11 protein-coding genes and 1 other RNA gene are annotated in these 12,390 nt (G+C 36.6%); 11 read left to right on the top strand and 1 reads right to left on the bottom strand.

The window, feature by feature from the left end; all coding sequences use genetic code 11:
- The 9 genes from RTW14_RS17485 to recR all read left to right on the top strand — a co-directional run.
- A partial coding sequence (locus RTW14_RS17485; protein WP_312653861.1) for an amidase domain-containing protein occupies positions 1–815 on the top strand: 815 nt, incomplete at its 5' end.
- A gap of 39 nt (positions 816–854) precedes the next feature.
- Complete coding sequence (locus RTW14_RS17480) at positions 855–1,364, top strand: hypothetical protein (RefSeq protein WP_312653859.1); 510 nt, start codon at positions 855–857, stop codon at positions 1,362–1,364.
- A gap of 74 nt (positions 1,365–1,438) precedes the next feature.
- Positions 1,439–1,744 (top strand): hypothetical protein, encoded by a 306-nt coding sequence (locus RTW14_RS17475; protein ID WP_312653857.1) that lies wholly within the window; start codon positions 1,439–1,441, stop codon positions 1,742–1,744.
- Positions 1,745–1,834: 90 nt separating this feature from the next.
- Positions 1,835–2,938, top strand: a complete 1,104-nt coding sequence (locus tag RTW14_RS17470) for an RHS repeat-associated core domain-containing protein (protein ID WP_312653855.1) — start codon at positions 1,835–1,837, stop codon at positions 2,936–2,938.
- Positions 2,926–3,237, top strand: coding sequence for a hypothetical protein (locus RTW14_RS17465; RefSeq protein WP_312653853.1), 312 nt, complete (start codon positions 2,926–2,928; stop codon positions 3,235–3,237). The genes RTW14_RS17470 and RTW14_RS17465 overlap by 13 nt, the downstream gene beginning before the upstream one ends.
- Positions 3,238–4,786: 1,549 nt before the next feature.
- An RNA gene (ffs, locus tag RTW14_RS17460) (signal recognition particle sRNA large type) lies at positions 4,787–5,033 on the top strand.
- 137 nt (positions 5,034–5,170) lie between these two features.
- Positions 5,171–6,748, top strand: coding sequence for a DNA polymerase III subunit gamma/tau (dnaX, locus tag RTW14_RS17455; RefSeq protein WP_312653851.1), 1,578 nt, complete (start codon positions 5,171–5,173; stop codon positions 6,746–6,748).
- 12 nt (positions 6,749–6,760) lie between these two features.
- Positions 6,761–7,123: a YbaB/EbfC family nucleoid-associated protein gene (locus RTW14_RS17450; RefSeq protein ID WP_312653849.1), complete on the top strand. Its 363-nt coding sequence runs from the start codon at positions 6,761–6,763 to the stop codon at positions 7,121–7,123.
- A 21-nt stretch (positions 7,124–7,144) separates the two neighbouring features.
- Positions 7,145–7,744, top strand: coding sequence for a recombination mediator RecR (recR, locus tag RTW14_RS17445; protein ID WP_312653847.1), 600 nt, complete (start codon positions 7,145–7,147; stop codon positions 7,742–7,744).
- On the opposite strand, the gene RTW14_RS17440 is transcribed toward recR, so the two are convergent.
- A complete protein-coding gene (locus RTW14_RS17440; protein ID WP_312653845.1) occupies positions 7,745–8,005 on the bottom strand; it encodes a DUF2508 family protein in 261 nt (86 codons plus the stop codon).
- A gap of 94 nt (positions 8,006–8,099) precedes the next feature.
- Between RTW14_RS17440 and RTW14_RS17435 the strand changes: the two genes are divergently transcribed.
- Complete coding sequence (locus RTW14_RS17435; protein ID WP_312653843.1) at positions 8,100–8,363, top strand: pro-sigmaK processing inhibitor BofA family protein; 264 nt, start codon at positions 8,100–8,102, stop codon at positions 8,361–8,363.
- 449 nt (positions 8,364–8,812) lie between these two features.
- A complete protein-coding gene (gene nifJ / locus RTW14_RS17430; RefSeq protein ID WP_312653841.1) occupies positions 8,813–12,346 on the top strand; it encodes a pyruvate:ferredoxin (flavodoxin) oxidoreductase in 3,534 nt (1,177 codons plus the stop codon).
- Positions 12,347–12,390: the final 44 nt, after the last annotated feature.

Below are 12,390 nucleotides of genomic sequence, written 5' to 3'. Positions count from 1 at the left end.
ATTATTCGGGAATTGACAATATAAATAACTATACCGGCTATACCTATGATGAGGTGCTCGACCTGTACTTTGCTCAGAACCGATTCTACGACCCAGAAAATCACAGATTCACTCAGGAGGATGTTGTCAAAGACGGGAACAACTGGTATGTGTATTGCCAGAATAGCCCGATAAACTATGTAGATTTGATAGGACTATATAATCGGAAAGCAGCAGTTGCATATGCTACAAATGAAGATTACAGTTCTCCTAAAGCAAATGGAGATAAGATTAAAGAACGTTTCCGAAATAGTAATCCTAAATATGTTAGATTTGATAATATTATTCCTAAAATTACATATATGACACGTCTTGGATCTGATTGTGCAAATTTCATATCTCAGGCATTAGTTGCCGGAGGGTTAGAGATGAAAAAAGAATGGCATTTCTATAAAGTTAAAACATCATGGGAAAGTGCCAGTGGAAATAGGTATGCAGAGTATGAAACGCTTGATTTTACAGAAGAATGGTGCAAGGCTGAATCACAATATAAATATTTTTCAAGTTCAAATAGAGATTATATAAATGGAGATCCAATTAAGTTGAAGAATAATAAAGACATTAAAGAAGTTAAGGAAAAATACAATGTGCAGGTTGGAGATTTATTATATGAGACTAATTCAAAAGGCATAGTGCATCATTCAATGATGATAACTGGATTTGATAAAGATGGAACCATATTATATTCAGCTCATTCCAATGATAGAATAAATGAAAGGTTAGAAGATATAAGAGAAGGAATGGTTATTGTAAGAATAAAGGATTCAGCAAAATAGAAAGAGATATTTGCTTTAAAGTATTTGGAGGAAAGGAAAATGAAAATTAAAAAGAGGAAAACTTTACTGTTTTTTAGTATTGTTACTTTAATAATAGTTGCTTACCATTGGCCGTATGTTGAATTTCATATTATAGATAAGACGTTTGTGCAAATTCCACTTACTGAGGACGAAATTCAGCAATTTAATTACTATTTAGATAAAAATGAATACAGAGATTTAAAAATCAATCATGAAGAATATGTTTGTATCGCCTATCGTTATTCGCTAAAAGGCACATTGAAAAAAAATAAAATTAAGATTGAAAGTTATAAAATTAAAGCTCTTAAAAAACTTAAAGGGAAACAGATATCACGAGAGATAACCCCTGTAGTTTTACATATGAACGAAGAAGATTCTTTAGTTGGAACTATTCTAATAAAGAAAAAGAATTTGGATAGCAAAGAATTAATTGATGTTGTAGAGAAATCAGATTTGCAGATTTCATATAGCTATTTAACTGATAATGATTTGTGGATACGATTAGGGAGCAAAAGTTTTAAAATGTAAACCTTATTAGCACTATTTTAAAGTGGCACAAAAATGTCTTAGCTTGAGTTAATGTTTAAGGTAATACTGGATACTTGCAGACATTAGTTAATGTTCAGGATTTTGTAGATTTTATTTATCAAGAAGAAGGAAAACTCCAGAGATTAAGTATAATCTTGGGGATAATGGCGACAGGAAAAGCTATAAAAAATGGAGCATTAACAAGTTTAAGTAAAGCTATTGATATAAAACCTCCGAAAAGCAAAGTTACACAATATACTGAAGCTATTAAGGGAGTGAGTAAGGCTAATGTTAAATTTACTCTGATGATATTTCATTTAGTGATAAATTTAGTAAATCAGCATATAAGAATCAAGTTGCTGAAAGAGGTTGATACATAATTAGTCTGTATTAATCCGGAAATTAATTTTTCCATACCACATAAGGATTTCAGGGGTATCAGGGAGGGAATTTCACTGCGATGCATATCTTTGTTACATAAATGGACTAAAATCAAGGGACATAAAAATAATAACTATACCGGCTATACCTATGATGAGGTTCTAGACCTGTACTTTGCCCAGAACCGGTTCTACGACCCTGAGACCCACAGGTTCACACAGGAGGACATTGTCAAAGACGGGAATAACTGGTATGCTTATTGTGATAACAGCCCACTGAATTCTGTTGACCCACTGGGAACAATGAACTACTGGAAACAGACCGATAATCTACTTTCTGGAATTGCAGACGGAATAAAAAGCTATGGATCAGAATTAAAAAAGAGTGTCCAAAATGCTATTCCAATGACATACGAATTGGTGAAAAGTGTCGTTAAAGGAAACATTGACCTTGTTCAACTTGCAAAAGCAGTATTTAAGGACATTTCCGGCGACCCGTGGTATTTATATTCGAACCGAGGAGTACTTGATCCATATACAAAGGTTAAGGATGCTGAAGTATATAAGTACGGGAAAGTAACAGGAAGAGTAGCATCGGATATTATTCTGAGCCTTGTAACTGGTGGAATAGGTAAAGGGGTAAAGACTTACTTGAGCAGTGTAAAAGCTACAAAGCTGATAGGAAAGCTTGGAAACGCAAGTAAGTATTCAAAGCCATACGCTTGTGATATTTACAAGCAGAATAATCTTTTAAATAAAACACTCAATGATGTCAAGAACCTTAAAGGTGAAGTGGCTAAAAAGGGTGGGATTACTAGCATTAAATACTCGCCAGTAAATCCAGGACCTTTAAAACAAAGTATTGCTGAAACATTTACTGGGGCATCTTACACACAAAAATCACTTGAAGCAAATACAGTATTTTACAGAGTGTCGACAAATGAAGCGGGTAAAGTTGGTTCGTATATGACAAGAACTCCTCAAATGGGGGGAATGCAGTCTCAATTAGATTTAGCATTGAATCCTGAATGGGGAAATACTGCTCAAGTTGTCACAAAAGTAACAGTTCCTAAAGACACAGTGATCTATGAAGGTACAGCTGCGCCACAAGTAATTAATGGTGGAGCAGGTATGTTACCAGGTGGAGGTAATCAAATATACATTCCGGAGGTGAATCCAAAATGGTTCAAGTAAAAAAATGTGATTGCAATGAAAGAATTGAAATAGATGTTTCAACCGAGAAGACCTTTCAAGAACTTAAGAATTTTTTCAGTCAGCAAGTTGAAAATGGTATTTTCGAAGATATTCCCGTAACAGAACCATTTTATGTTGGAGAGGGAAAACTTGAGAGCATTAGTTGGTATGCGAATAAATGGTATAAATGCAATTATTGTGGATGCCTATGGGAGTTTGACTACCCTGACTTTCCAGCAAAAGGATTTGTTAGAAAATTTGAAGATGGTATTTACAAGTCTGAGAGCCAAGGTGAATAATTAATTTGAAACTGTTTGAAAGAAATTAGAATTACGAAGTATGTTACGAACGACCACCCAAACAGCACCTATAAAACGGTTAAAAATGCGGGTTCAATATCATTTACAGCAACCTGTACAGCACAAAAACCGTTTTACAGCACCTAGACTGAATTGCTACAACATCGGCACTGCCGGCGAAGGTGACGGGAAGGGGGCGCTTGCGACCACGTACCTTTATCCTGCTATAATTTCTATATAGAGATTTAGCAGGATTTTTTGTATATGGAATTATAAATATGCATTTAACTTGTTTATCAACTCCTTTTGAATTTGATAAAATATACTCAGACGGACAGAGGTACTCTTCTATTATCCATGTAACTTTAAGTTTACTGAGTGCAGTTTGAGTCCTCTGCCTTATGGGGTATTGCTTATAAGCCGGATGTCGAAATCTTTATGATTTTCTTCTAATCTCGAAGCAGGTATCTCAGAAGAGCATTATGGCAAGCTTCTGTGAGAGCAGCCATGTACGAACCTAATTTAAAATATTTCCTTGAGGAAAAGCGCAGTGAAGGCAAGCCCTATATGAATTCAATAGGTCATGTTACCAGAAAACTAACAAATATCATTTATGCTGTTCTGAGAGACAATAAACCCTACTACGTTCGGCAATAGTATAATTTACTTACTATATGTCATACAAAACCATCTGTTTTTGATGGTCTTATTAACTGCGCTCTTAAATGTCAAATTTGTATATTTATACTTCTTTATTTTGAAAAACATAGCTATTTTAGCTTGACAAATATATTGCCGGCTGCATGGTTTTCGATCCCATGGTTCACCCTATGATTAAGTGACGAAACACATTTTGGGTCTGCATTTTGAATGGGTAGACCCTTTCGCAGAAAATCGCCCACGGTGGCTTATGGCGTTAAGCCTTCAAGTGCCGGATAACGAGTGTATTTATGAAAATGTAACATGCAGCTTCTACAGACTGCCGGCAACGAACATATGAACCCGCTTGTACCCCATTGTTCATCGTGAACCATATCTTGACCGATATTTTTGCCCATGCTAAAATGGGGGCAGCCGGGGGTTTAAGGGGGAAAACTTCCCTCGCTACTTTCGACAAAGCACATTATAAAAAAACAGATACAGGCAAAGAAGATAAAAACTACAATGTTTTTTCTTCTCTGTTTTTTCTTTCTGATTTTTCTTTCAGGCACTCTAACAATCTACTTGCAATCCTTTTGTACCAGAGTTAACATCACACACAACGTAAGAATGAACCAAGGCTCGTGATGCCCGAAATCACGTAATTTGTCACACTATGAATGGATAGGTTGGCGTTCCCTTGCGAGGTCGAGAGACTAACGCTCTTAAACTGAGGTTGCCGGTGTGAGTGGTGGAGACAGATGAAAAGGAGAGGATGAGAATTTACCAAAAAAGAAATACCTGCTTTATTGGAATCGACATGCATAAAGACACGCACTGTACTGTGGTTATTAGTTACTTTAAGAATCTTGGTCTGTGTCTTTGGATTTAACTGATTAAAAGGCGGAAATTGAATAAAAGTTGTCTATCATTTATAATTTTTAGTTGACTTTTTTAAACTAAACTTGTATACTATGTAGGTATGAATTGCCTTTTAAAAGCTCCGCTTGATTAGGTTAGGGTCCTGCGCAATAAGACTCTGCGAACCTTGTCAGGTCCGGAAGGAAGCAGCAATAAGTGGAAGCTCTTATGTGCCGCAGACAAGCCTTCTCCAAAGTCGGCGGAGCTTTTAAAGGGCAATTTTTATTTTTATTTAAAAGAATCTAGAACCATTATGAAATAAATGCAGTAGAGATCTACAAATCTTAGATTTGTGATTTCCGTGCATAAGTCTGCCATCAAATTACTATGTAATTTGGACAGGCTAGTATATGTGGAAGAAGGGGAATGAAGTATGTATACAGCATTATATAGAGCGTATCGCCCTGAAACCTTTGATACAGTCTTAGGACAAGAACATATTGTAAAAATTTTAAAGAATCAAATCTCAAGTGACTCAGCAGGTCATGCGTATTTATTCTGTGGAACTAGAGGCACAGGGAAAACTACTACTGCAAGACTTTTGGCAAAGGGTGTTAACTGTACTTCTGACAATCTCAGACCATGTGGGGTGTGTGATAATTGTAAATCTATAAAAGAAGGCACTTTTATGGATGTTATTGAAATTGATGCAGCATCTAACAATGGTGTAGATAATATTCGTGAATTAAAAGAAAGTGTTAAATATCCTCCAGTTGTAGGGAGAAGAAAAGTTTATATTATTGATGAAGTGCATATGCTTTCATCAGGAGCATTTAATGCGCTTTTAAAAACTTTGGAAGAACCTCCGGAAAATGTAATGTTCATACTGGCGACAACAGAGCCTCAAAAACTTCCGGCAACTATTCTTTCGAGATGCCTTAGACTGGACTTCAGACGTGTACCTGAAACAGTGTTAAAAACAGGTATGAAGGGTATTTGCCAGACCATGGGAATAACGATTGAAGATGGGGCATTAGCCCTTGTTGCCGCAAATGCAGACGGATCGGTAAGAGATGGATTGAGTATATTAGACCAATGCTTGTCAGCAGGTTCAAAAGACATTTCCAGAGATGATGTTTTGGAGATACTTGGTACGGCTGGGGAAGATACATTTTTGGATATAACCGATGCAGTGACAAGGCACAATGTTGCAGAAGCTTTATTGCTGCTGGACAGAGTACTGGCAGATGGAAAAGATGTTAGACAGTTTATGAAGGATTGGGTAACGCATTACAGAAATCTTTTAATAACTAAATTTGTAAACCATGCAGAGGATATGCTTAACATGTCCTGTGAAAATATAGAAAGAATTTGTGGGCAGAGTCAAAGACTGGATGTTATGGAAATCAATAATGGTATTATTGAGCTCTCGAAAACGATGGCTGATGCGAAATGGTCCACCCAGCCTAGAGTGTTATTGGAATTATGTATAGTTAAAATGTCTACGGGAATGCTGCAGAAAACTACATATGCACAGCCGCCTCAACAACAGTCAGTAACACAAACTGTTAATGCTGTTAATCCAACAGAAGCTATTGAGGATTTTAAGAAAAATCAGGAGTCAGTACCGGAGCTTGACTGCCCTCAGAAAGCTACAGCTAACCCAATTGTGACCGACAGCAGTGATATTGATAAAGATGCTCTGTGGCATTGGATTTTTGAGCAGGGTGAAGCTTCCAGTGCAAGTTTTAATTTGATACGAACTGGAACAGAACTTATAAATATAAGTGATAAGCATTTTGTTGTCATGGCAACCAGTTCTACGATTGCAAATTATGTGGAAAAGAAAAAGCAGATTTTAGAAGATATTATGGCAGAACATACTGGTGTTCGTAGAGAACTTACTTGTAAGGTAAAAGGAGAGCAAGGCGGAAGGTCAGATAATATTGACATACAAAACATAAAGAAAAATGCAGAGAATGCATTGGGAATAAATATTGAATTAGTATAGGAGGAGAATATAATGGGAAAAGGTATGAGAGCAGGAAAAAAGCCTAGTATGGGCGGCGGCATGGGTGGAAATATGCAAAAACAGCTTCAGCAGGTACAGGCAATGCAGAAGAAGATGGAAGAAACTCAGTCAGAAATCGAAAAAATGGAAACCACCACAACTGCAGGAGGTGGTGCTGTTACGATTACAGTAAATGGCGCTAAGCAGGTTACAAATATTCAATTAAAACCCGAAATTGTTGATCCAGATGATATTGAAATGCTTCAGGATTTAATTATGGTTGCTGTGAATGAAGCTTTGAGACAGATGGAAGAAATCTCAGAGGGAGAAATGAGCAAAATTACTGGAGGATTAAACATACCAGGACTGATGTAATTAAGATTGGAAGCAAAATAAATGAAATATTATGCAAAACCATTAAATAAATTAATTAATGAACTTTCCAAGCTACAAGGGATAGGCAATAAGACGGCACAGAGACTTGCTTTTAATATTCTAGACATGGAGGATAAAGAAGCATTTTCTATCGCTCAGGCAATTATAGATGCAAAGACTACTATGAAATATTGTTCTATTTGCGGGAATTTGACGGATATAGAACCTTGTGCAATTTGTTCCGACTCTGGCCGCGATCAGAACGTTATATGCGTGGTAGAAGGCCCTAAGGAAGTTGCGGCTATGGAGAGAATCAGGGAGTTTAAAGGTCTTTACCATGTACTGCACGGGGCAATTTCTCCTTTAGAGGGGATTGGCCCGGAGGATATTAATTTGAAGTCGCTTATTACGCGGCTTCAAGAGAATGATGTGAATGAAATTATTCTTGCAACTAATCCAAATATCGAGGGAGAAGCTACAGCTATGTACATTGCCAGATTAATCAAACCTTCAGGTATAACCGTATCAAGAATAGCACACGGTATACCTGTAGGTGGTGATTTGGAATATGCTGACGAAGTGACCCTGTCCAAGGCTATGGAAGGACGTAGAAACTTGTAATTAAAAATGCAAGTTTCTTTTTTTTGCCTGTTTTATTAAGTAAGCATAGCGGGCTTTTTCTGCAAGGATGTCGTAGGTTGCATAATCTATTAAATCATTATCAGTAAGCTCGTTAAAAATAGATTCAGATCGAGCAATTTTATTGTGTACCTCTTTTAAATTTGAAATAATCATCTGACCTTCATCTTGAGGAACAGGTACTCCCGTGAGTTTCTTATAAATTTTTTCGGCATTATCAGCCAGCCCGTTGAATTGGATCATTATGTAATTTCCTTTCTCTAATTTACTAATTAATTCTATTTTGTTCCTGTGTGACATATTCTATACAAAACATTACAAAGGATGTGAGAAAAATATGGACACAGGAATGGAAGTTATTATATTTCTAGCTTATGCAGCTGGACTGCTAATTATATTTCTTTTAGCAAAATTCTTCGCTTTTTCTGGCAGGATAATTTTGAAAATAATTATAAACAGCATTTGCGGAGGAATAATATTAATTGTAATCAATTTGATCGGGGCAGGTTTTGGAATACATTTACCGATAAATGTATTAACAGGCTTCGGTATTGGTACTTTGGGAATACCAGGTATCGTGCTGTTATATTTAATTAGCTGAAGCCATAGGAAGAACCTATAGTATGATTAGTTTGCTATATCCCTTGCGAAAAATAATTTCGTGAGGGATATTTTTTTACTTTATATTTACAAAAAACTATGAATAAAAATAAAAACTGCTTAAAAGATTTTGTGAACAATCACTAGTAATATCAACTAAATTGTAAAAATGCACAAACAATTTATACAGATATAAAAGCATTATATAAATTATAAAAATAAAAAATGTTCAAAAATAAGGGATTCTTTAGTTGTTTCTTGTATATTGTATTATTTTTTGTACATGTTGACATTGGTGTAAATATGGTATAAAGTAAATGCATTAGCGAAAATTAGATGTTTAAAAATAAGTACAAAAACGGTAACTATTTTGCTGATATAAGTTAAATTGAGTTATGAGTTATGTAAAGTAAATAAGTTTGAATAAAACTTAACTATAGGGAGGAAAAGATGACACAGAGTAGAATGAGAACTATGGATGGTAATACAGCAGCAGCACATGTATCTTATGCGTTTACTGATGTTGCCGCAATTTATCCTATAACACCATCATCAACCATGTCTGAGGTTGTTGATGAATGGTCTGCTTATGGCAGAAAAAATATTTTTGGTCAGACTGTTAAAGTTGCAGAGATGCAGTCAGAAGCGGGTGCAGCAGGAACTGTACATGGTTCTCTTGCAGCAGGAGCATTGACTACTACATATACATCATCACAAGGATTGTTACTGATGATTCCTAACATGTACAAAATTGCAGGAGAATTACTACCAGGGGTATTCCATGTAGCTGCAAGAACAGTTGCAACTCATGCACTATGTATATTTGGAGATCATTCGGATGTTATGGCTACAAGACAAACCGGATTTGCAATGCTTGCATCAGGATCTGTTCAGGAAGTTATGGACCTTGGAGGTGTGGCACATCTTGCCTCAATAAAATCTAGAGTTCCTTTTGTTCATTTCTTCGATGGATTTAGAACTTCTCACGAAATTCAGAAAATAGAAGTTATAGGATATGAAGATTTTAAGAAGCTAGTGGACTGGAAGGCTGTGCAGGATTTTAGAAATCGTGCATTAAACCCTGAACACCCTGTAGTTAGAGGTACAGCTCAAAATCCAGATATATTTTTCCAAGCAAGAGAAGCGTCCAATAAGTTTTATGATGCTGTTCCAGAAATTGTAGTGGAATATATGAACGAAATAAGCAAATTGACAGGAAGGAACTATAAGCCTTTCGATTATGTTGGTGCACCTGATGCTGAAAACGTTATTGTTGCCATGGGTTCAGTTTGCGAAACCATTGAGGAAACAATGACTAAACTTATCCTTGAAGGTCATAGAGTTGGTCTAATCAAGGTAAGATTATATAGACCATTCATCAAGAAATTCTTTATGGATGTACTTCCTAAAACTGTTGAAAGAATTGCAGTTCTTGACAGAACGAAGGAACCCGGGGCTCTTGGAGAACCATTATATCAGGATGTTAGAACAATGCTTTATGGAGAAAGAAATGCACCTGAAGTCTATGGAGGACGTTATGGGCTGGGTTCAAAAGATACAACTCCAGGTATGATTCATGCTATATACGATAATTTGTATCATAAGAAACCAAAGAATCATTTTACAGTAGGTATTGAAGATGATGTAACAGGAATGTCATTACCATATACAGAAGGCATTGCAAGAGAACCAGAAGGGACTATTAAGTGCAAGTTCTGGGGGCTTGGTTCTGATGGTACAGTTGGTGCAAATAAAACTGCAATTAAGATTATTGGAGATAAGACAAATCTATATGCACAGGGCTATTTTGCTTATGATTCTAAGAAGTCTGGCGGTGTTACAATTTCACATTTAAGATTTGGTGAACATCCGATTCAGTCTACTTACTTAATTAATCAGGCAGACTTTGTTGCATGTCATAATCAGGCATACTTGAGGCAATATGATATGCTTAAGGACTTAAAGAAGGGTGGGACTTTCTTACTAAACTGTATGTGGGAGAACGAAAAAGAAGTTGCAGAACATCTTCCTGCAAAGGTGAAGAGAGAACTGGCTAAGAAGAATATTAATTTTTATGTTATAGATGCATGGAAGTTTGCAGGCGAAATTGGTCTTGGCAGTAGAATCAATATGATCATGCAGTCAGCTTTCTTTAAGCTTACAAATGTTATTCCTATGGAGCAGGCTATTGAATACTTAAAGGAAGGTATTGAAAAAACATATAAGAAAAAAGGTCAGAGCGTTGTAGAAATGAACTGGAAAGCAGTAGATGCTGGTGCTAATGGTATAAAGAAAATTAATGTGCCTGCAGAATGGGTAAATTCAGAGAATCCTAAAGGAAAAACAGAAGAACTTCCAGAGTTTATAGAACAGATTCTGATTCCTATGAACAAGCAGGAGGGCGAAGATTTACCTGTAAGTGCATTTAATGGGAGAGAGGATGGAACTTTCCCTTCAGGAACCAGTGCTTATGAAAAGCGTGGAGTGGCAATTCTTCTTCCTGAATGGAACAAAGATGCTTGTATTCAGTGTAACCAATGTTCCTTTGTATGTCCTCATGCAGCTATCAGGCCAATACTTCTAGATAAGGCTGAAAAGGAAAAGGCGCCATTTATATTTGAAACTGTTCCTGCAACGGGAAAAGGACTTGAAGGGTATCATTATAGAATGCAGCTTTCTGCCTTAGACTGTTTAGGCTGTGGAAACTGTGCTGACATTTGTCCTGCTAAGGAAAAGGCACTAACGATGAAGGCATATGCTCAGGTTGTAAAAGAAGCCGATAATTGGAATTATAGTACAACAATACCTGTAAAAGATAAATTATTAAATAAAGAGACTGTAAAGGGAAGTCAGTTCGCAAAGCCTTATATTGAATTCTCAGGAGCTTGTGCAGGATGTGGCGAAACACCATACATAAAGCTAGTAACTCAGTTATATGGCGATAGAATGCTGATTGCCAATGCAACGGGATGCTCGTCGATTTGGGGCGCTTCTGCACCATCAATGCCTTATTGCAAGGATGAAAATGGCAGAGGACCAGCTTGGGCCAACTCTTTGTTTGAAGATAATGCAGAATATGGCTATGGAATGCTTCTTGCGTCAAAGCAGATGCGTGAAAAAATTGAGCACACCATGAAAGCATTACTAGAACTTGATATTGCTGAAGATTTAAAAGAAGCTATTGAAGAGTGGCTTGAATATAAAGAAGACGGCAAGGAATCCAGAGCAAAGAGCGATAAGGTAATGCAGTGCATAGATAACCTTAAGACTTCGGATGATGTAATCCAGAAGCTATGTAAGAGAATTTCCGACAGCAAAGATTATTTAGTAAAAAAATCCATATGGGCTCTTGGTGGTGATGGATGGGCTTATGATATAGGTTATGGTGGTCTTGACCATGTTCTTGCTTCAGGAGAGAACATAAATATCCTAGTATTCGACACAGAAGTTTATTCCAATACAGGCGGGCAGGCATCTAAGTCAACACCTGCAGCAGCAATCGCTAAATTCGCTGCTTCTGGTAAGAGAATAAAGAAGAAGGACTTAGGCATGATGGCTATGTCTTATGGCTATGTATATGTTGCACAGGTTGGTATGGGAGCAGATAAGGCACAGCTGTTAAAGGCCATAACTGAAGCAGAGGCTTATGATGGTCCATCACTGATTATTGCATATTCACCTTGTATTAATCACGGACTAAAGAAGGGTATGGGTAAGTCACAAGAAAATATTAAGGATGCAGTAGACTCAGGATACTGGCACTTATACAGATTCAATCCAGAATTAAAGAAGAAGGGTAAGAATCCGTTTACGCTAGATTCAAAGGCTCCTACAGCAAGTTTTAAGGACTTTATTATGGGCCAAATGAGATATTCTTCACTTTCAAGAGAATTCCCAGATATATCAGATAAGCTATTTGATATGACTGAAGAGTATGCTAAGGAGAGATATGAAGGTTATAAGAAATTAGCTGAGGAAAAATAAAGTTTAACTTTATATGAATAAAACCAACAAAAACAGGTAAATTG

Source organism: Aminipila sp. (assembly GCF_032051575.1).
Classification (GTDB): domain Bacteria; phylum Bacillota; class Clostridia; order Peptostreptococcales; family Anaerovoracaceae; genus Aminipila.
Note: the sequence above shows the minus strand (reverse complement) of the source record. Positions and strands in the feature narration are given on the sequence as shown.